Here is a 20,754-nt window from a genome sequence, read left to right as displayed (position 1 = left end):
CCGGCGCAGGTCGGACCCGGTCGGCCGAGGCGGACGGCTGATCCAATCCCTTTATGAGGTGGTCAGGCGCAGTGTGAGGACCGAGAAGGGGGAGGCACTCCAGAGAAGCTCGCCGTCCGCGGTCACAGGTGGAGGGGCCGCCGGGTCGAGGGTCTCGTCGAGACGGCAGACGTCGGCGACAGTGTCCTTGTGGGTGCCCACGGTCACTTCTGCCAAGTCAGGCGTGGGGTTGGAGATCCTGAGAATCGTGCCGCATCCGTCTTCAGCGGGTTTGAAAGCCGCCAGTCGCGCCCCCTTGACGGTCGGTCCGTGTCCCGGGACGGTTGCCTCGGCCCCCGGGCGGAGTTGCAGCGCCCGTAGCGGTACCCGCTGAGCGGCCGCGAACTCTGACAGGTCGGTTTCCGCGCCGTTCGCTGTAGCCAGCGTGAAAGTGCGGTGACCGGGCATCTGCGCATCCGGTGTGGGGAGCATCGGGCCAGCGCCCGTCGTACGGGAGCGCAGGTCGAAGCGGGAGAGCCAGCCCACGGAGCGCAGCAGGGTGACGACGAGTTCCTCGGCGCCTTCGGTCGCGCCTGGGATGCCCCTCATCTCGGGCAGGCCGGACGCGACGACAAGGACGCGACCAGTTCCGGTGCCGATCGAGGCACCGGACTGTACGGGGGCTGAGGCGCAGACAGCCTCATGGCCGGGCTGGTCGGGCAGTGGCCCTAGGTCGGTGATGACGGGGCGCTCGACGAGGGAGTAGTGGGCGTCGCCGGTCCATGTGCCGGTGCCGTCAGGCGTGGGCAGGTGCAGGCGCAGGCGGTGGTCCTCGGCACGGTTGTCGATGTCGATCGTCCAGCGCAGGGCGTTCTCGCCAGCCCAAGCGGTGACGGCCAGTTGGAGGGGCAGGGTGACCGTGTCTGCGTGACGGGCGGTGCGGTCCGTGGTGAGCGCTGCGGGGACGGTCAGCTCGGCTTCCAGCTCCAGTGTGGTGCGGACCGCGGAGGAAACTCGCCGTACGGAGCGCAGTCGGGGGGTGTGCAGGCTGTCGTCACGGGGCGGGTCGTAGTTGTAGGTGTCGCCGCTGTCTCCGCCGTCGATGAGGCGGCCGAAGCCTTCGACCGTGCGTCCGTCGGGAAGGGAGAGGGTCAGGGACGCGTCGGTGGTGGCGCGGGCCACGGTACCGTCGGGCAGGGTGAGTTCGCCGACGCCGTTCTCGGTGTGGGCGCGAGCCGAGACGGGGCTGGCGTCCGTGAGTCGGACGCGGTAGAGGGCTCGGCCCAGGGCGGGCACGCCGGACGCGATCAGCCGCAGACGGTGCCGACGCGAGGTTGTGGAGTCAGGAAGCAGGTCCAGATCGGCTTCGAACGACGTCTCGACGCCCAGGTCCTCAGCTTCGAACAGCACCGGGTTGCCGTCGGGGCCGGTCACTTCAGTGGGGTAGCGGCCGACGTCGGTGAGAATGTCGGCCTCGACCGGCCCGGTATGGGACGCTGCGTGCGGGTTGAGGACGGCGAAATCCGTTTGCTCGGTGGGACGTTCGCCGTACAGACGGGTGTCGAGACCCGAGGCGAGCAGAGCGCGTCGCAGCAGGTGCTCCCCTACCTGAGTGACGCGTTCGTAGCGGACCTCGTTCTCGCGGTGGACCTCGTCGACGCTGCAGCCGCAGATCGAGTCGTGCGGGGCGTTGCGCAGCAGCAGCTCCCAGGCGTGGCGGAGTTCGGCGGTGAGTGTCGCGTCGTCGGGGGCGTGCAGAGCGATGGCGGGCTCCACCCAGCGCTCCAGGAGCGTCTGGCACGCGGCATTGGCCTGCTTCAGATCGGTGCGTGCGGAGAGCGTCCCCGGGAGGAGGAAGGTGAGCCGGTCGCCGGGATACCGCAATTCGCCCTTGTACAAGGGGAGTTCCTCGACAGCGGTGGCCTTGCGAGCTTCGGCGAAGAAGGTCTCCAGCGTCGACTCGCGTATCTCGACTTTCTCAGCCGCGGCGCGATCGCGGACGGCGGCGACGCGGGCGGCGGCGTCGGAAGGGGCGAGGTGGTCGCCCCCGTTCATCAGCAACCATGGGCCCGTGGCCAGGCGGTCCCGTTCGGCTCGCAGGAATTCGGCGACGCGGCCGTCCTCCCCGGTGTCAGGCGCCTGGGCGGGCCACAGAACCTCGGCCGCGTGGTACGCCTGGTTGACGGCGAACACCTCCGAGCCGTCCGGGGAGCGCCAGCGGAAGCGTGCGACGCCGGCGGGTGCGCCGCGCCATACCAGGGCGGTGTCCATGCCGAAGCCGGAGAGGATGCGCGGGAGGTCGGCCGGGTGGCCGAAGGCGTCGGGGCTGTAGCCGACGGCGGCGAGGTTGGCGTCGCCGGCCCAGCGTCGGGCGGCGAGGAGGTTGCGGATCAGGTTCTCGCCGGAGACGAGCTGGTTGTCGGCCAGGACGTGCCAGGGGCCGACGGTGAGGCGGCCGGCCGCGGCGTGGGCGCGCAGCCGCTCGGCGAGGTCGGGGCGCATCGCGGTGATGTCTGCGAGGACGATGGTCTGCCCGTCGAGGTGGAAGGCGCCGAGCCGTCCGTCGTCGAGTTCGGCGCAGATCTGCTCGGCGAGTTCGACGAGTCGGGCGCGGAACGCCTCGAAGGGCCGGTACCACTCACGGTCCCAGTGGACGTGGGTGACGACGTGGCAGTGGGCGCGGTGGCCGGGGAGCGTGGTGTCGGTCATGGCTCAGGCGTCCTTCGGGGCGAGTGCGGCGGCGAAGCGGGCGGTCAGGTCCAGGGGGCGGGTGATGGCGCCGCCGACGACGACGGTATGGGCGCCGGCCTTCAGGGCGCGGGCGGCATCTTCGGGTGTGCGGTAGCGGCCCTCGGCGACGACGGGGAAGCCAGGGTGTGCGGCGGCGAGTTCGGCGACGAGCGCGACGTCCGGGCCGTCCTGGCGTGAGCTGGTGGGCGTGTAGCCGGAAAGGGTCGTGGAGATTAGCTGAGCCCCCGCCTCGATGGCGGCGGTGCCCTCCGCCGCGGTGGAGATGTCGGCCATGACGGCAATGCCGGCGGCGCGCAGTTCAGCGACGGTGTCGGCGAGGGTGCGACCGTCTGGGCGGGGGCGGTCGGTGCCGTCCAGGGCGACGACATCGGCCCCGGCTTGGGCGACGGCGAGGGCGTGGCGCAGGGTGGGGGTGATGTAGACGCCTTCGTGGCCGTCCTTCCACAAGCCCAGGACGGGGACGTCGACGGCCACCCGGATCGCGGCGACGTCGTCGACTCCCTCAGCGCGGACGGCCGCCGCCCCGCCGAGGACGACGGTGCGGGCCATGGCGGCCATGTGGTGCGGCTTCGCCAGCGGCTCACCGGGGCGGGCCTGGCAGGAGACGACGAGTGCACCGGCCGTGGCACACAGGAAGCGCTGGGCGCCCGGGAATGCAGTGGCTGCGGACGACGTGGCGCTGGACTGCCGCTGATCCACGAGTGGCCTTTCCTGGGGTGTGGCCCTGCACGCATGAGTCGGGAGTGGTGGTGAGGGGGTCATGCGGGCTGCTCCGTGACGGCCAGATGCCGGTCCAGGGCGGTACCGAGGGCCTTCACGCACGCCGCCCACGAACCGTCGGACTCCTCGGGTGCATCGCCCAACGCCCCCCCGACGAGACGTTCCGCGGCGGCACGCAGGGCCGCTCGGTCCTGGTCGGTGGTGGGATCGTGGGGCCGTACGTCCAGTTCGGCGCGCCGTCGCCCTGCGAGCCCGTCGGCGGCGGCGAGCAGATGCGCGGCCACGGCGAAGTCCGCGTCGAGGGGTACATCGCGCAGCCAGGCCAGCGGTACGCCCTCGGCGGCGAGGCTTCGTTGGAGGCGGCTTGTCTCGCGTCGGTCGGCAACGACCGCGCCGGGTGCCAGGGAGCGGGCGATGCAGTGGGCGGCGAGGGCGCCCGCCGCCTCGCCGACGGCCCACTCCCCGTGGTGGACCCGGTAGGCCGAGGCGGCGATCTGGGTCGCGCCGAGGTTCTTGGCTGCGGCGACAAGGTTCGAGGGGGTGAGGGCCACCAGGGCGGACAGCGGAACTTGGAACGGGGCGGTGGGCGCGTAGGCGCTGGTGGGGTGGCCGATGCGGGCGTGCAGGTCCATGTGGTAGCTGGCCAGGCCGACCGAGTCGGGCATGGTGGCGGCGCGTGCCTGACCCGGCATGGGCAGCAGGTCCCGCTCGCGCACGACGCGCCCGGTGCGCAGTCGGCGTGACTCGCGCAGGTAGGCCTCCGCGGCGAACCCGTCGGGCGTGCCCGTCACGTCCGGGCGCAGCATCAGGCCGGGGTAGCCGGTGCCGGAACCCTGGTCGCGGGGGACCTCGGTGCGCAGCCAGTGGAGGAACGCGGCGCTGAGCCGCTTGGCACGGGCGTAGGCGCCCACGGGATCGTCCAAGGCGGACGTGCCGGCGTAGTCGTTGCCTGCCCAGTTGATCAGTGCGATGTCGTCGCCGCCGAGGAGGGCGCCGGAGCGCAGACGGCGGTACGTCCAGAACGGCGGGTGGCCGTCGGGACCCTCGGTGAACATGCGGTAGCGGTGGACGCGGTCGTCCCAACCGGCGATATCTAGGGTGAACGGCTGACTGTCGCGCAGGACGGCGTAGTCCTCGGGTTCGGGGCCGGTGTGGTCCTCACCCTCACGGTGTTCGACGACGAAGCCCACCGTGCAGGACTGTACGGCGTCTGGCCGGGGGCCGCCGGGCAGGGCGAGGGTTTCGCCGTACGCGTCGGTGCCCTCGGAGCCGCACACCCAGTCGGCTCCGGCGAGCGGAAGGAGGTCCCCGGATTCGGTGGCGTCGCAGAACACCTCCGCCTGCACCGTCACCCGGACGCCGTCGGCTTGGGTGAGGACGACGGCGTCGAGGTGGTCCCCGTCGCGGACGGCGCTGTGCGGGGTCAGGCCGCGAAGCACGGTCAGCCTGCCCGCGTCGGCGTGCGGTGCGAGCAGGGTCTCCAGTGCGCGTTCGAAGGCCGCGGGCTCGGCGCACAGTCGTGACACCCAGCCGCCGCCGGGGTTGGCGGCGCCGCCGTACTCGGCGCGGACCAGATCGCGCAGGAGGCGGTACGAGGTGGAGACGCCGAAGGTCTCGACATGGGGGTGTTCGTCCAGGGCGGGCACGAGCTGCGTGGTGGTTTGACCGCCGAGTCGGTCGGCGTGGGCGCACAGCACGACGCGGCGCCCGGCGCGGGCTGCTGCCAGCGCGGCGGCGACGCCACCCAGTCCGCCCCCGATGACGGCGATGTCGGTCTCGTACTCGCTCATCGGTCCTCCAGTGCGAAGTCAATCTCGAAGGTGCGGTTCCATGGGAGCCGGACCGAACCGGGCACGACGCGCAGATCGAGCATCAGCCCGAGTCCCGTCTGCATGGTGGTGAGCTCCTCCTCGATGAGGCCGAGAACGGGGTGGCCGTCCGCCACCCGGTCATGCCGGCCGGGCACACTGTTCAGCTCGGCGCGGGCCAGGGCGCGGGCGCGCGTCATGTAGGCGTGGTCCTCCAAGTAGCGGTGGAGCAGCAGGCGGCGATGTGCCCGCTCGTCCAGGACACCGGCCCGCTTCGCGACGACTCGGGTGACGGCATGCGCCGCGGTTGTGCCGACTGTGTTGCCGGCGGTGTTCCACCCCGCATATGCGGCGAGCCGGTCGGCGATGCCTGTCTCGGCGAGGGCGCGTACGAGGAACGGGTCTGCACCGTTGGGCAGGGCGCAGTCGGCGACGGCCACCTCGCTTCCTCCGGCGAGGAGTGCGGCGGCGCGGGTGGCGACCGCTTCGGCACGGGCTCGGGCCCCTGCGGGGCGGTCGGCGTCTGAGGCCGGGGCGACGGCCCAGTCGGCGCCGCTGCCGTCCGGGGTGTGGACCAGCAGGTGCACGTCGGCGTCGTGCTCGGTCACCACTCCCCCGCACGCGGCGACCTGCCCGGCAGCGGTGCGGCCGACGGGGACGTTCTCGTACGGCGCGATCCGATCCAGGCCGGCGGGATCGACCGCCTCGACCGCGACGCGGACCTCTGGGACTCCAAGGAGGCCTGCCACGGTGCGGGCTACGAGAGTCGTGCACGCCTCGTCGGCACCGGGCCGCACGGCGACACCGGGGACGTCGAGCCAGCCCGACCAGGTGGTCAGCCAGCCGAGTTCGGCGGTGGCCAGGGCGTGCGGCGCGGTGTCGTCGGCGCCGATGACCAGCGAGGTGAGGGTACCGTCCGTGAGCAGACCCAGTGCGGCGAGGTTCAGGGCGTGGTTGCGCAGCCGCCGGGTCAGGAAGTCGGCGCGGACTTCTTCCGGGACCTCGGAGGGCGCGGGCTCGGCGCCTTCGACCGCCGCTCGGTGCAGGGCGGCGGAGTGGCGGTGCAGGGCGGGGCCGTACGGGTCCCAGTAGGCGGGCTCCTCCATGGCGTCGTCGGAGTCTGGGGTGCGGGTCACAAGGGTGACGGCGTGCACTGGAGTGCCTGCGGTGGCGAGGGTGTGCAGGGCCTCCCAGCGGGCGGTGACTCCGGCGACGGTGGCGGCCTGGGTGCGGGAGGCGATGAGGCCTCCGTAGCCGAGGGTCTCCAGGGAGACGACGGCGGCGTCGGACGGGGAGCGCGTCAGCCAGTCACCAAGTGCGCTGGGGTTGCCCGGGGTGCGCAGGCGGGGCAGCAGCGCGGTGGGCGGGACCTCCACGGTGACACCGGCCAGGGCGGCGACCATGCCCGGCAGGGTGGCGCAAGCGGGGCGTTCGTCCAGCGGGATGAGGGCGATGCGGGGGGCTGGGCGCCGGAGTGTGTCAGTGGCGTTCAACGGGGTTTCTTTCTGGATGCTGTGCTGTCTGGTGCGACCCGGACGCGATGCGTGCTGTCCGGCGCGGTGCGGCTGCGACAGGTGACGTCTCAGGTGGCGTGGGCGTCTCTCCCTGCTGCGGCGGCACCGAGGAGCACCGCGTCGGAGCCGAGTTCGGCGCGTACCACACTGACGGTGGCGAGGGAGGGCAGGGTCGTCTCGGACAGCGCGGCGCGCAGTGCGTGTTCGTACCATGGGCCGGAGTCCAGGACGCCTCCGGCCAGGACGACGACGTCCGGGTCGAGGGCGGCGACGACGCCGCCGATTACCGTGCCCAGCGCCCGCCCGCCTCGCGTCAGGACTTCTACCGCCTTGGGGTGTTCTTGGGCGGCGAGTCGGGCCACGTCGCGCAGGTCGGTGGCAGAAGCTGTCGGCACGGCGCGGCGGAAGAGACCGGTCATCGCCGGACCCGCGGCGAGGGCCTCGACGTGTCCGGTCCGCCCGCAGGGGCAGAGTTCCCCTTCGGCGCCGGGTACGGCGATGTGTCCGAGGTGGCCGGCGGCGCCCGTGGCGCCGCGCAGCAGGGCTCCGTTCGCCCAGACCGCGCCGCCCACGCCGGTGCCGGCCATCACCCCCACGGCCGTGGCCGCGCCCCGTGCCGCACCCAGGGCGGCTTCGCCCGCGAGGAACGCCTGTACGTCGCCCAGCACGGTGAAAGGGAGGCCGATTCCCTGCTCCAGGCGCTCTGCGACGGGGGTGCCCGCCCAGCCGGGCAGGGCGTCCGTCGCGTGGGCGATGCTACGCCCGTCAGGTGCAACGACCCCGGCCGTGCCCAGTCCCGCCGTGTGGACAGGCCCCGCCTCGGCGAGGACTTCACGCGCCAGCAGCACGACGGTGTCCAGGACGGCGTCGGCTCCATGCCGGGCAGGAGTGGGTACCGAGCGCCGAGCCAGCAGCTGGCCGCCCGGGCCGACGACAGCGGCCTTGATCCCCGTCCCGCCGACGTCGATGCCCAGAGCGGTGGTGGCCGGCGAGATCGTGGTCGCCGGTCCGATGGTTGCGGTCGGGGCCATCAGCGCCGCTCCCGGGAGATGGTGACCCGGAAGTCATAGCGGTCCGCGCGATAGAGACTGATCGCCCGCTCGACGGCTCGCCCACGAGCGTCGCGGGTGACCCGGTGCACGACGAGGGCCGGGAAGTTCGGCGGCACGCCCAGCAGACGGGCCTGCTCGGAGTCCACGACGGTCGCCCGGATGGTCTGGTCCGCCTTCTCGGGCGCGGCGCCCGCCCGGTCGAGCCAGCGGTACAGCGAGTCCGGGTCGCCGTGCTCGGCCAGGCCCGGCACGAGTGCTTCCGGCAGCCACACGTTCTCCAGGCACATCGGTTCCCCGTCGGCAAGACGCAGCCGGACGATGTGCACCAGCGCTGTGCCCGGTTCGACGAACAGGTCCCGTGCGCACGCCATGTCCGCGCCGGTGCGGGACATCTCCACCAGGCGGCTGCCGGGCTCCATGCGCCGTGCCCTGATGTCCTCGGAGAACGACGTCAGGTGCAGCGACTTGCTGATGGTCGAGGGGTCGGCGACAAACGTCCCCGCTCCCTGGACGCGGTAGACGCGGCCTTCCTGGGCAAGACGCTCCACCGCCCTGCGCACGGTCATGCGGCTGACGCCGAAGCGCTGCATCAGCTCGCGCTCGCTGGGCAGCGCCTCGTGCGGCGCGAGACCCTCGTCGATCATGTCCGCCAGGGCGCGGCGCAGGGATTCGTGCTTCGCCGTGGCCGCACCGCCGTCTTCGCGCGGGATCGGAGAAGCTCCTTCATCCCGCGCACCGACCTCCGTCGTGTCCTCGGTCACCCGACTCATCCCTTCACAGCCCCTTCGCCGACACCCCGAAAGAAGAACCGCTGAAGGCTGAAGAACAGCACCATCAGCGGCACGACGGCCATCATCGTGCCCGCGGCGATCACCCGCTGATCGTTCGTGAACGTGCCGGACAGGTACTGGATGCCCACCGTGAGGGTGTAGTTGCCAGGGTCGGACAGTACGACGAGCGGCCACAGGAAGTCGTCCCACGCGAAGACGAAGCTGAAGATGCCGACCACGGCCATGGTGCCGCGTACGGAAGGCATGGCGATGCGCCAGAACCGCTGCCACTCGCCGGCGCCGTCCAGAACAGCCGCCTCCTCTACCTCGGCGGGCAGACCCGCGAACGCGTTGCGCATCAGCAGGACGGACAGGCCGGTGACCGCCAGCGGCACCATGACGCCCAGCAGGGTGTCGTTGATGCCCAGCGAGCGGACGATGAGGAACTCCGAGACGAGGATCGACTCGAAGGGAATGATGATCGTTGCCAGGAAGCAGGCGAAGACGATCTTCCGGCCCCTAAAGGTCATACGGGCCATCGCGTAGCCGGCCATCGAGCCGAAGACGATGTTCGTCGCAGCGCAGCTGACCGCGACGACCAGGGAGTTGGTGGCGTACCTGAGCACGGGCACGGTCTCGGTGACCGCCGCGTAGTGGCTCAGCGTCGGCTCGTGCGGCAGGAGTTGCGGGGGATATCCGAAGACCTGATCCCTCAGGCCCTTGAGCGAGGTGGACAGCTGCCACAGGAACGGGCCGACCATCACGCCGAGGACGAGGAGCAGCGCGGCGTACCGCAGGGCGTGCAGGACGGCCACGCGGCCTCGGGCGGTACGGCGTGCCGTATCGGGATCGGCGCCAGGGTGGTTCGCGGTGGTGCTGGAGCCGTCCTTCTCGACTGGACGGCGGGTGGTGGCCGTACTCATCAGACCCTTTCCTCCCGAGTGTTGAGCCGGGTGACGGCGACGGACAGTCCGAGGGTCGCGAGGAAGAGGACGACGGACATGGCGGAGGCGTATCCGGCTTCGCCGCCCAGTCCCAGGCCGGTCTCGCGGATGGTGAAGACCAGGGTGCGGGCGCCTCCCCCGGGGCCGGCGCTGCCGTCGGAGAGGGTGTAGACCTCGGCGAAGACCTTGCCCGAGGCGATGGCGGCGAGTGTGCCGACGAGGACCATGGTGGGCCGCACCGTGGGTACCGTGACGTGCCAGAACCGGCGGACCGGGCCGGCGCCGTCGACCTCGGCGGCCTCCAGGAGAGACCGGGGTACGTTGGCCAGTGCCGCGAGGTACACGACCATGTAGTAGCCCAGGCCCTTCCACACCGTCATGGCCATCGCGCTGAACAGCAGCAGCTGCGAGTCGGTCAGGAAGGGTAGGGGCTCGGAGATCAAGTGCAGACCGCGCAGCATCGAGTTGACGAGGCCGTCGGAGGACAGCAGCCACGACCAGATGAGTCCGACCACGACCATCGACGCGACCACGGGCGAGTAGAACACCGCCCGGAAGAGGCCGATGCCGGCGATCTTCTTCTGCACCAGCAGGGCGAGCAGCAGCGGCAGCACCACCAGCAGTGGCACGACGAGGAGGGTATAGAGGGCCGTGTTGCGCAGGGACAACCAGAACGCCGAGTCGTCCAGCAGGCGGGTGTAGTTGTCCAGGCCGGTGAAGACGCCGCCGCCGAGGGTGGACGCGTCGGTGAAGGACAGCACCAGGGTGTTGGCGAACGGCACGATGAAGAACGCGACCGCGAAGAACAGGGCGGGGGCGCAGAAGAGCCAGGGGGCGTACCAGCGGCGGCCGGTCACGGGAGCCTCCAGGGGTGCGGGGTGGTGCGGATGGCGCTGCCCGGACCGGTGCCGGGCGGAGGGCGACCGGTCCGGGGCGCTTGGTCAGCTCGGGGTCATTTGAGGGTGATCGCGTCGGCGGCCTCGATGGCCTTGTCGAGAGCCTCCTGGGGAGAGATGTCGCCCTTGAGCGCCAGCTCGACCTGGCCGATGACGGCGGCGGTGACTCGCTGGTCGTACTGGACGGGCACCAGGTTCTGCGCCTTGGCGATCTGGTCGGCGGAGATCCGGCGGGCCCGCGCCTCGACGGTGCCGTCTCCCGCGTCGGTGAAGTAGGGGTCCTTCAACGACTCCTTGGTGCTCGGCAGCACCGTGACGATCTTGCTGAAGGCGAGCTGGTTCTCCGCGTTGGAGAGGAACTTGGTGAACTCGACGGCCGTCTTCTGGTTCTTGCTGGTCCTGGGAACCAGGTTGCCCATGACGGACATGTTGGTCACGCCGCTGTCTCCCGTGATCTGCGGGCCGACACCGGTCGCTTCGGCGACCTTCGGAGCGTTCTCCTTGATGATCGTCAGGAAGTTCGGGCCGGAGGGGAACAGGCCGATCCGGCCGCCCTGGTACGCCTCGGTCTCCTTGCTGTGGTCCTGAGTCAGCGAGTCCTTGGGGTAGGTGCCGCCCTGGTACGCCTCGACCAGCTTCTTCAGGTAGGCGGCAGCCTCGGGAGTGTTGAACTTCCAGGACTTCCCGTCGTCCCCGATGATCGGCACGCCCTGCTTGGCCAGGTCGGTGATGAAGCGGTTCTCCAGGGCCGGGTGGATACCGTAGAAGCCACCCTTGCCCGCCTTCGACAGCGTGGCGCCGAAATCGAGGAGTTCGTCGAAGGTGGTGGGTGGCTTGTCCGCGTCCAGGCCGGCTTTCTTGAACAAGTCCTTGTTGTACATGGTGACCTCGGAGGTGAGGTACCAGGGGATGCCGAACGAGCCCGACTTGCCGGCGACGGTGAAGGCGTCCCATGCGCCCGGCACATAGTCGCTCTTGACGTCGGCGGCGGCCTTGTCCATGTCGACGAAGACGCCCTTCTCTTCCAGCGCCTGTGCGAACTGTGGGTTGAGGTTGACTACGTCCGGGAGCGAGCCGGCGCTGGCGTCGGCGGTGATCTTCTCCTGGGCGCCCTCGAAGGGGATGTCACGCCACTCGACGTCCGTCCCCGGGTACTTCTTCTCGAAGTCCGCGATCACGCCGTTGATGTACTCGGTGAAGGTCGGCTTCAGCTGCAGCGTCTGGAAGACGATCTTTCCCTTCACCTCGCCCTCCGCCGCGTCGTCCGTGCCGGCGTCGGAGGAATTCAGACCGCAGGCGGTGGCGAGGGTCGCGACGGCGAGGGCGAGGGCGGAGAGACGGGCGCCTCTCTTGGCGGGCGAGGACATGGCACTCCCGGGGAGGGTGGGACTCGGTCATGGGCTGGCTGCAGGGGCACGCGGCCCCCGAAGCAGGGTGGGTGTGCGACACCCACCACATCGATCCACAAAGTGGTCCGTACCACTTCGACGGGTGAAGTCTTGATGTACGTACCGCTGGAGTCAATAGCTCGCGGAAAGTTCAGGTGAATCTTTCATTCTTCGTTGACTTGTACGGACCTCTTGCGGATGCTGCCTCGGACCGAAGTCCCGCTCTCCGGAGGTCCCGCACGTGCCCGACAAGCGCTTGATGCCCCACGCCTTCCTGACTGCCGCAGCTCTGTCCGCCGCCCTTATCGCACCGACCACTCCCGCTACGGCCGCTTCCGCCGCCACCCCGAACATCGCTTCCCGTGCCACCGGTGACGCAGCGAAGAACGCGGCAGCAGCTCAGCTCCAGGCCCCGGTCTCCCGCGACCTGGACGCGGTCGACCCCACCGCCGAGACCAATCCCGGGGGCGTCGATTCGAACGGCACCTGCTTCCCCGGCTGCCGCGGCACCAACCAGCTCATCGCCTACACGCCCGCCTACACCTCCCCCAGCTCGGGCACGAACGAGTACGGCCAGGACGTCGTCGTAGAGGACGGCCGCATCACCGCCATCGGCGGCAGCGACCGCACCATCCCGGCGAACGGGCTTGTCCTGTCCGGTCACGGCACGGCCGCCAAGTGGCTCGCCGAGAACGCACGGATCGGCACCAAGGTCGAGATCACGGGCAGGAAGCTCACCCTGACCGTCGACACCGAGTCCCACGTCGTCCGTGCCGAGGTCCTCCGCGACGACGCTCGCGCCCGGCTCGGCAGGGCGAAGGACGCCTGCACCGTCTTCCCCGAACCGGAGGTGACCAAGGGGCTGGCCGAGGCCGGCAAGGCGATTGCTGCCGCGCGCAGCGCCCTGGACGAGGGCCGCGACGCTGACGCCGTCGCACTGGCCACCCAGGCCGCCACCACGGCGACCGGCGCCGCGGACCAGACCCGCGAGTCCCGTCCCGTCGAGGGCCGCGGCGTGTGGGTGCGCCCCAAGGAGACGACGCCGGAGGCGATCCGCGCGACGCTGGACCGCATCGAGTACGCCGGTTTCAACATGGTGTACCTGGAGACGGTCTGGCAGGGCTACACGATCTTCCCGTCTGACGCGGCGAAGGCGGCCGGTGTCGAGGCGCAGCGCCCCAATATGAAGGGCTTCGACCCGCTGAAGGTGTGGATCGAGGAGGCGCACAAGCGGGGCATCGAACTGCACGCCTGGACGCACACCTTCTTCGTCGGCTCCGAAGGCGCGGGCGACGACAGCGCGGGCGGCCAGGCCGGGCCCGGGCCCATCCTGAAGGCACACCCGGAATGGGCAGCCGTGGAACGCTCCGACGTGGGCAAGGTGGGTCCGCAGCCCTCGACGATGGAGCCCGGCTACTACTGGGTCGACCCGGCGATGCCCGAGGTCCGCGACTACGTCCGCTCGGTGTTCCGCGAGCTGATGACGGACTACGACATCGACGGCCTGCACCTGGACTACATCCGCTACCCCGTCTCGCTCCCCTACGAGTCCTCGTTCTCCTACAGCGACTACTCGCGACAGGCGTTCGAGGAGAAATACGGCGTCGACCCCTACGAGCTCAAGCAGACCGACCCCGAATGGGAGACGTTCGACAAGTGGCGTGAGAACAACGTCACGACCTTTGTGCAGAGCGTTCGCCAGATGCAGCGGGAGATCGATCCCGGCCTGCCGCTGTCCGGCGCGGTGTTCGCCGACCCGGTCGACGGTCTGAAGAAGAAGTTCCAGAACTGGGCCGATTGGATCGACAAGGACTACCTGGACTTTCTCACCGGTATGTCCTTCGGCTCCTCCCCCGAGTCGGTGGGTGAGGACACGCAGGTCATGCGGGACCGCGTCGGCGACGCCTACCTCTACACGGCGACGTACGGCCCGATCAACGGCTCCCCGTCCGACGTTATGGGCGACCAGTTGCAGGCCGTCAAGGACGCCGGCTCCGACGGCACCGCACTGTTCGCCTACAACCAGCTCACCGACGCGCAGATCAAGGCGCTGCACGACGGCGCCTACCGAACCGAGGCGAGGGCCCCGCACGCCGACCCGGCGGACGCGGCCCGCCGCGCTCTCGGCCCGCTGACCGACCGGCTCACGAGCGCCTCGGGCAAGTGCGTGGCCGACGGCGACGCCCGCAAGGCGGCAACGCGGCTGACGGTCGCCCGCACGCTGCTGGAAATCAGTGGAGATCGGGGCGCTGCACCTGCAAGGCGGCAGTTGGAGAAGGCCGCAGAGCTGGCCGGCCACTGGGAGGAGCCCCAGCCGGGCTTCTCCGCGACCACAACGCGTGACCTGCTCATGCTGACCCGCTGGCTGGAGCAGGCCGAGCGCTGACGAGCCTCGGTCGGCAGCCCGTGCGCGCAATCCGGCTGTACCGAGACCTGCGCACGGGCTGCGGCCGACGTGCAGCCCCCGCGCCTGATACGCGCGGCGGTGTCGGGCGCAAGGCAGGCGATGTCCTGGTCGGTAGCCCCGATCGCGCTCCACAGCGCTCTGATCGGTACCACCGGTGAGCACGTCGCCGAAGCGCTGCAGGCGATCCGGCCCAGTCCCGAGAACCTCGAGATCACTGCTTACAGCTTCAGCGCAGCAGTTCCACGAAGGGTTGGCGCAGGACTGGATCACGCGCCTGTGTCAACCGGAGGTGGTGCTCTTCCACCGCGGCCGGCTCGCTGCAGCCAGAACTCGCAGTGCGGGATTTTGGACGGTGGAAGGCGGGCTTCACCCCGTCCGTCCCGGCCGGCGGGAGTGAGGGCGTCGTTGCGGTGAGCTCAGGTGAGGCCGGCGTCGCGGGCCAAAAGGGCGGCTTGGACGCGGTTGGTGACGTCGAGGGCGGTCAGGATGCGGCTGACGTGGGCTTTGACGGTGCTTTCGCGCATGCCCAGGGCGGTGGCGATGCCGGCGTTGGTGTCTCCTTGGGCGAGCATGGCCAGAACGTCGTGTTCGCGAGGGGTGAGCTGGTCGAGCCGGCTGCGGGCGGCGGCATTGTGGGGTTGTCCGGAGTGGTGGTAGCGGTCGATGAGGCGACGGGCAGCGGTGGGGTGGAGCATGGCGGAGCCGGCGTGGACGAGGTGGACAGCGCGCAGGATCTCGGCGGGGTCGGTGTCTTTGAGGAGGAAGCCGTCGGCTCCGGCCGCAAGGGCGTTGTAGACGTACTCGTCGAGGTCAAAGGTGGTCAGGGTGATGACCTTCGGCGGATGAGGTAGGGCTCGCAGGCGGGTGATGGCGGTGATGCCGTCCATACGGGGCATGCGGACGTCGACCAGGGCGATGTCGACGCGGTGTGCGGTGGCCAGTTGGATGGCGTGCAGGCCGTCGGCGGCCTGGGCGACGACGTGGATGCTCTCGTCCGTGGTAAGGAGGTCGGCCAGCCCGAGGCGGACCAGGGCATCGTCGTCGGCGATCATCACGCGGATCATGGGCGGGGACCGTTCTGCTCGGGGTGGGCGGGGTGGGGGATGCGCGCGGCCAGGCGCCAGGAACCGGCGCCGTTAGGGCCTGCGCTGAGGTGTCCACCCAGGGCGTGGACCCGCTCGCTCAGGCCCACCAGGCCGAAGCCGGAGGCTTCGGTGTGTGCGGCGGGCGGGCCGGGGGCGTTGACGATTTCCACGACAGTGGCAGGAGGCCCGTAGTCCACGCGGATGTGCACGGGTGCGCCGGTGGCGTGCTTGCGGGCGTTGGTCAGGCCTTCCTGGACGAGACGGTAGAGGGCCAGGCGGTGCGCGGCCGGTGCCTGCTCGGGCTGCCCGCTGGTCCGCAGGTCGACCTGCTGGCCTGCTTCTCGCGCCTGCTCGACCAGCTCCCGCACTTCGCGCAGGACGGGGGCGGGCGCAGCGTCGCCGGCCGTGGGGCTGGGTTCGTGCAGGGCGCCCAGTACGTCACGCAGGTCGGACAGGGCTTCGGTGGAGGCGGTGCGCAGCAGACCGATGCGTTCGGCGACCGGCCCTGGCAGGGCGTCGGCACGGGTGGTCAGGACTCCGGTGTGCAGGGCGATGAGGCTGAGACGGTGGGCGAGCACATCGTGCATCTCGGCAGAGATGCGGGAGCGCTCGGCGGCCCGCGCCGCCTGTTCGCGCAGTTCCCGTTCGATCCGCAAGTGCTCGACCTGTGCATTCAGCACTTCGACCAGGCGGCGTCGGTTACCCATCCACAGCCCGGAGACCACGGCGAGGATGAGGAAGAGGCTGGCACCGTACTGCTGTGGCCGCCACAGCGAGAGCGCCGATGGCGCCACCGTGTTGGCAGCCAGTACGACGACGCAGCAGCCCACAGCCACCGCGATGCGGCGCTGGGCTGCCAGGTCGAACAGGGACACCAGGAGCAGCGGCAGCAGCGGCCACCCCCACAGCCCCGCCGCCACCGTTGTCAGCAGCGGCGCGATGAACCAGGGCAGCCGGCGCACCAGCAGAGCCAGCCCGCACAGCAACGCCACCGCGGTGCCTACCGTCAGGTACCGGCCACCGGAGGTCGCCGCCGCGTTCTGCACGGCGACACCTGTCAGCAGCAGCAGTACCAGCCCTGAGCGGCCGTACCTTGCCCACCGAAAGCTCTTGTTCCTGCTCACCCTGAAAGGCTAGAGGTGCCACCAGCAGCGCCGCCTCCGACGATCCTACCCACCGGTCCCCAACTTTCGTAGGTATCCGGCGTCGCACAAGGGTGGATCCTGCGGCGAGGTGCGGTTCCTAGCGTCGTATCCATGGAAAACTGGACCACCTCGCACGACCGTGTTCTCGCGCAGCGCCATGCCGAGGGCTGGATGTTCCTCATCGAAGCCATCCGCGACCTGCGCACCACCGGCGCCGTCGCACCCAGCGGCCGAGCACTGGCCCGTGCGCTGACCGACCCGGTACGCGCCAGGGTGGGACGGCCGCTGAACATCCTGGAGGCGGGCGCCGGCACGGGAGCGGTCACCCGCACGCTGATCCCCCAAATGTCACCCGGAAGCCATCTGGACATCGCCGAGGCCAACCCGCGTTTCACCGCCCGGCTGCACCATCTCACCCACACCCACCCGCACCTCGCCGGCCACCGGCGGCAGGTCCACATCCACACCCGGCGCGTGGAGGACCTCGACACCGACCGGCGCTACGACGTGATCGTCTCCGGCCTGCCCTTCGCCAACTTCACCCCCGGCCAGGTCGAGAAGATCATGGACCGGTACCTGGAACTGCTGCATCCCGGCGGCACCCTCGCCTACTTCGCCTACCGTGGCAGCCGCCGGGCCCGCACCCTGCTCGCCTCTCGAACCCAGACACGCCGCCATGCAGCGGTGGAAGAGGTCCTGACCGGCTACCAGCGCCGCTACGCCACCGGCTGCTGGGCAGTCTGGGCGAATCTCCCCCCGGCCAGGGTTTGGCAGCTCACGCAACCCACGCCCTCCACCCCCACCCCGGCCCTCAAAACGGCTGGAGCCGACCGGTGAACACACTGACCACGGTCCTCGGACACGTACCCCCGGCCGCTGCCTACGCGATCACGGCTGCGGCTGTCTTGGCCGAGTCGGTCTTGCTCGTCGGCGCCTTCATCCCCACCCTCACGCTGCTGCTCACCGCTGGCGCACTGGCACGCACCGGGCAGCTCAGCCTGCCGCTGCTGATCGCGACCGCTGCATGCGCGGTGATCGCGGGTGACTTCCTCGCCCACCGCACCGGCTACGCGCTCGGCACCCGCCTGCGCACCGGCCGCCTCGGCCGAGGCCTCCCCACCGCCGCATGGCAGCGAGCCGAGACGCTGATGGCCCGCCGCGGCGGCCACGCCATCTTCCTGGCCCGCTTCCTCCCCGTGATCCGCACCCTCATCCCTCACCTCGCCGGCGCCACGCGCCTCCCCTATCGCCGCATCGCCCCCTACAGCCTCATCGCCGCCCCCCTGTGGGCCACCCTCGAAGCCGGCACCGGATACGCAGCCACCGCATCCCTCCAGCGAGCCCTCACCTTTGGAGTCCCCGCCCTGGCAGCGACCGCAGCCCTCGTCGCGACGGCCGCACTGACATGGGCCAAGCTCCATCACCGGGCTGCTCGACCACGATGGTCAGGTCGACGACCCACCACCCGCTCGGCGGGCTGAGGGGATCTGCAGTCTGACCATGACTCCTACCAGGACTTTCCGAGCACAGGAGGCCGCACGGTGATCTCACCATTGTCCTGTTGTTCGTGCACTGCATGGCATGGTCGGTTCAGCGGTGCGCGACGACTTCCAAAGTGATCTTGAGTCGCCGCCCCGTCATGCCCTTGGCCTTGGTGATGCTGAAGGCGTACCTGTCGATCGTGGCAGTGCCGCTCGCCGTCATCCGCTTGCCCTCGCAAGTAACCGTGCCGAGTGCGACGGCGATCGGCTGAGTCACCCCGCACACCGTCAACTCACCGTACAAGATGGCCTCGGCAACGGATCGTTCCAGACGCTGGCTTCGGAAAACGAACTCGGGATGCCGAGCCACGTCGAGGTAGTGGGAGGACCTGACGTGTTCGTCACGCTGCCGATTGCCTGACTCGAAGCTTCCCGCCTCTACTGCAACATGCACCGACGACTCTTCTGCCGGGTCCGCCACAGTAATGCAACCATGACCGATGGCGAAGGTACCTCGGACCGGGAGCAGCCCGAACATGGCGCGTGTGTCGAAGCGGACCGTTGATGCCGCCTGATCGATCTCGTATGCACCTGCTGCTGGTGGAAGCTGGTCCCCTGATGCCGTCATGATCTCGTAGCCTCCGTACACCGAAGATCAATCCGTGATGATGAGTCAGCCTCTCGCAGCAGCAGCGAGTATGCCAGCCCTCACGTACAGCAGTGGCCGACAGGGCGGTCCTGGCAGGCGGCAGAGCGTTTCCGTCCTCGTCAACGTTCTGCGGCGTTGATCGCCAAGTGCTGTCCGAGACCGTCGAAACACACTGTCCTTCCTCACCCTACGAAGCCACGCCTCACCGCACCGATAACGTCGGCACGGCCACCCCCAGGACGGCACAGGCGGCATGCGCCACCCGAGCTGCCGTGTCGTCAGGTCCGGCCGATGGCAGCAGCATGTGGCTGACCGTCAGTCGAACGGCTACATCCGCGGCGTCGCGCCGCAGGGTCGCCGGACGCTCGGCCGCGGCCGTGTCGAGCCACGCCGTGACGAGGTGCCGCGCCTCGGAGAACACCGGCTCGGGTCGGCTGGTGAGGAAAGGCAGCAAAGCGTCGGTGCCACCACGGGCCGCCGTAACGACAGCCACGATAAAGGGATTCCGGGCCGCCTCTGTCAGGGTATGCGCCACGGCCGCCTCGAGCGCCAGGGCCACGTCGTCGCTCTGCCCCTTAAGAACGTCGGCGACCGTGGCCAGGAACCGTTCCGTCTCCCGGAGCACCAGAGCGCGCCCGATGCCCGCCCGATCGCCGAACTGGGCGTAGATGGAGGGACGCGACACCTCGGCCCGCTGGGCGAGATCCGCGACGCGCACCCTGTCCCAGCCCTTCTCCGACGCGAGCGCCCACGCCTCCTCAAGCACCCGCTCCCGTAGCTGCCTGCGCCAGGCCACCCGGGGCGGTTCCGGCAGGCTATCAGGAAGGGAATCAGGTCTCACTCGACGACCTCCGCTTCAACTTGACGGAACATCAGAATATTTACACAGCGCCGCCTTTGTCAGCCGTATCGGCAGAGTGCCACGCTCGACCTCCGCCACTCCCCCGCACAGCCAATCGGCTGCCGGTGGCGCATGCCCGCGAAGGAGTCACCGTGGCTACGGATCATCCGCACGACCCCCCGCGCTGGCGGGACCCGAAGCGGCACCTCTGGCCACTCGCCCTGGCCGTGCCGACGCTGCCGTTCCAGGCGGGCGGCCTCGCGGAACTGACCGGCCAGGCGGTCTTCTGGTGGTGGGGGCCCTTCTTCGCCTTCGTCCTCGTGCCAGTACTGGACCAGGTGCTGGGGTCGAACGACGGCAACCCTCCGGAAGATGCCATGGCGGACCTGGAGGCCGACCGGTACTACCGCTGGTGCACCTACCTCTATCTGCCCCTCCAGTTCGGGACCCTGGTGTGGGCCTGCGGCCAGTGGGCCGGTGACGGCCTGGGCCTCGTGGCGGACGTGGGTCTGGCCGCCACCACCGGGGTGGTTGCCGGTGTGGCCATCAACACGGCGCACGAACTGGGACACAAGAGAGAGCAGTTAGAACGTCGACTCAGCCGCATGGCACTCGCGCAGACCGGATACGGACACTTCCAGGTCGAACACAACCACGGCCACCACATACGCGTCGCCACTCCTCAGGATCCTGCGAGTTCGCGCATGGGTGAGAGTTTCTGGCGCTTCCTGCCCCGCACCGTCGTGGGCGGTCTCCGGTCGGCGTGGCAGTTGGAGCGACGCCGGCTGACGCGGCGGAACCGGGCCGTGTGGGGCAGGCACAATGACATCCTGACGGCCTGGTCGATGACCGTGGTCCTGTTCAGCGCGCTGACCACGACGTTCGGCTGGAGGGTACTGCCCTACCTGCTGATCCAGGCGGTCCTCGGCTTCTGCCTGCTGGAGACGGTAAACTACCTCGAACACTACGGGCTGCTGCGGCAGCGGCGCCCGGACGGCCGCTACGAGCGGGTGGCACCGAAGCACAGCTGGAACAGCGACAACACCACCAGCAACCTCCTCCTCTTCCAGCTTCAACGTCACTCCGACCATCACGCGAATCCCCTGCGCCGTTACCAGACCCTGCGCCACTTCGATGAGGCCCCGCAACTGCCCTCCGGCTACGCCACAATGATCGTGCTGGCCTGGATTCCACCCCTGTGGCGCACAGTCATGGACCCCCGGCTTCTGGCTCACTACGGAGGCGACAAGGCCCGCGCCAACCTCCGTCCCGGCCCCGGGAAGCAAGCGGCGACGCCACCGTGACAGACACGTCGTCGCCGACC

General features: G+C 70.0%; 17 protein-coding genes. 4 read left to right on the top strand and 13 right to left on the bottom strand.

The features are described from left to right. Nucleotides 1–51 precede the first annotated feature (51 nt). From ACFW01_RS28225 to ACFW01_RS28185, 9 genes are all read right to left on the bottom strand, one after another. Nucleotides 52–2,688, bottom strand: coding sequence for a hypothetical protein (locus ACFW01_RS28225; RefSeq protein WP_384508098.1), 2,637 nt, complete (start codon nt 2,686–2,688; stop codon nt 52–54). A 3-nt stretch (nt 2,689–2,691) separates the two neighbouring features. After that, a complete protein-coding gene (locus ACFW01_RS28220) occupies nt 2,692–3,429 on the bottom strand; it encodes an N-acetylmannosamine-6-phosphate 2-epimerase (RefSeq protein ID WP_384508095.1) in 738 nt (245 codons plus the stop codon). 59 nt (nt 3,430–3,488) lie between these two features. After that, a complete protein-coding gene (locus ACFW01_RS28215) occupies nt 3,489–5,240 on the bottom strand; it encodes an FAD-dependent oxidoreductase (RefSeq protein ID WP_384508092.1) in 1,752 nt (583 codons plus the stop codon). Beyond that, the gene (locus ACFW01_RS28210) at nt 5,237–6,751 is read right to left on the bottom strand and encodes a DUF4127 family protein (protein WP_384508089.1); all 1,515 of its coding nucleotides are present in this window, start codon (nt 6,749–6,751) and stop codon (nt 5,237–5,239) included. The genes ACFW01_RS28215 and ACFW01_RS28210 overlap by 4 nt, the downstream gene beginning before the upstream one ends. 89 nt (nt 6,752–6,840) lie before the next feature. Further along, nucleotides 6,841–7,803, bottom strand: coding sequence for an ROK family protein (locus ACFW01_RS28205; protein WP_384508086.1), 963 nt, complete (start codon nt 7,801–7,803; stop codon nt 6,841–6,843). Further along, nucleotides 7,803–8,594, bottom strand: a complete 792-nt coding sequence (locus ACFW01_RS28200) for a GntR family transcriptional regulator (protein ID WP_384508083.1) — start codon at nt 8,592–8,594, stop codon at nt 7,803–7,805. The genes ACFW01_RS28205 and ACFW01_RS28200 overlap by 1 nt, the downstream gene beginning before the upstream one ends. Then, complete coding sequence (locus ACFW01_RS28195; RefSeq protein ID WP_384508080.1) at nt 8,591–9,517, bottom strand: carbohydrate ABC transporter permease; 927 nt, start codon at nt 9,515–9,517, stop codon at nt 8,591–8,593. The genes ACFW01_RS28200 and ACFW01_RS28195 overlap by 4 nt, the downstream gene beginning before the upstream one ends. Then, entirely contained in the window at nt 9,517–10,395 is an 879-nt protein-coding gene (locus ACFW01_RS28190; protein WP_384508077.1) for a carbohydrate ABC transporter permease, read from the bottom strand. The genes ACFW01_RS28195 and ACFW01_RS28190 overlap by 1 nt, the downstream gene beginning before the upstream one ends. A 95-nt stretch (nt 10,396–10,490) precedes the next feature. Next, nucleotides 10,491–11,801 carry an ABC transporter substrate-binding protein gene (locus ACFW01_RS28185; RefSeq protein WP_384508074.1) on the bottom strand — a complete coding sequence of 437 codons (1,311 nt, stop codon included), beginning with the start codon at nt 11,799–11,801 and terminating at the stop codon, nt 10,491–10,493. Between the two features lie 262 nt (nt 11,802–12,063). On the opposite strand from ACFW01_RS28185, the gene ACFW01_RS28180 reads away from it, so the two are divergent. Beyond that, the gene (locus ACFW01_RS28180; protein ID WP_384508071.1) at nt 12,064–14,208 is read left to right on the top strand and encodes a glycoside hydrolase family 10 protein; all 2,145 of its coding nucleotides are present in this window, start codon (nt 12,064–12,066) and stop codon (nt 14,206–14,208) included. A gap of 437 nt (nt 14,209–14,645) precedes the next feature. Here ACFW01_RS28180 and ACFW01_RS28175 read toward each other — a convergent pair whose 3' ends face one another. Beyond that, entirely contained in the window at nt 14,646–15,293 is a 648-nt protein-coding gene (locus ACFW01_RS28175; RefSeq protein ID WP_384508068.1) for a response regulator, read from the bottom strand. Continuing rightward, complete coding sequence (locus ACFW01_RS28170) at nt 15,290–16,438, bottom strand: sensor histidine kinase (protein WP_384508065.1); 1,149 nt, start codon at nt 16,436–16,438, stop codon at nt 15,290–15,292. Before ACFW01_RS28170 ends, ACFW01_RS28175 begins: the two co-directional genes overlap by 4 nt. 132 nt (nt 16,439–16,570) lie before the next feature. Between ACFW01_RS28170 and ACFW01_RS28165 the strand changes: the two genes are divergently transcribed. Then, complete coding sequence (locus ACFW01_RS28165; protein WP_384508062.1) at nt 16,571–17,296, top strand: class I SAM-dependent methyltransferase; 726 nt, start codon at nt 16,571–16,573, stop codon at nt 17,294–17,296. Continuing rightward, nucleotides 17,293–17,940, top strand: a complete 648-nt coding sequence (locus ACFW01_RS28160; protein WP_384508059.1) for a DedA family protein — start codon at nt 17,293–17,295, stop codon at nt 17,938–17,940. Before ACFW01_RS28165 ends, ACFW01_RS28160 begins: the two co-directional genes overlap by 4 nt. A gap of 109 nt (nt 17,941–18,049) precedes the next feature. Here the strand turns inward: ACFW01_RS28160 and ACFW01_RS28155 are convergent, their stop codons facing one another. Both ACFW01_RS28155 and ACFW01_RS28150 read right to left on the bottom strand, forming a co-directional pair. Then, nucleotides 18,050–18,568, bottom strand: coding sequence for a YceI family protein (locus ACFW01_RS28155; protein WP_384508056.1), 519 nt, complete (start codon nt 18,566–18,568; stop codon nt 18,050–18,052). A gap of 223 nt (nt 18,569–18,791) precedes the next feature. Continuing rightward, on the bottom strand, nt 18,792–19,355 hold the full coding sequence (locus ACFW01_RS28150; protein WP_384508053.1) for a TetR family transcriptional regulator: 564 nt from the start codon (nt 19,353–19,355) through the stop codon (nt 18,792–18,794). Between the two features lie 227 nt (nt 19,356–19,582). Between ACFW01_RS28150 and ACFW01_RS28145 the strand changes: the two genes are divergently transcribed. Then, entirely contained in the window at nt 19,583–20,734 is a 1,152-nt protein-coding gene (locus ACFW01_RS28145; RefSeq protein WP_384508050.1) for an alkane 1-monooxygenase, read from the top strand. Nucleotides 20,735–20,754: the final 20 nt, after the last annotated feature.

This window comes from Streptomyces sp. NPDC058985 (assembly GCF_042740985.1).
Classification (GTDB): Bacteria; Actinomycetota; Actinomycetes; order Streptomycetales; family Streptomycetaceae; genus Streptomyces.
This window is presented reverse-complemented; position numbering and strand designations above follow the sequence as displayed.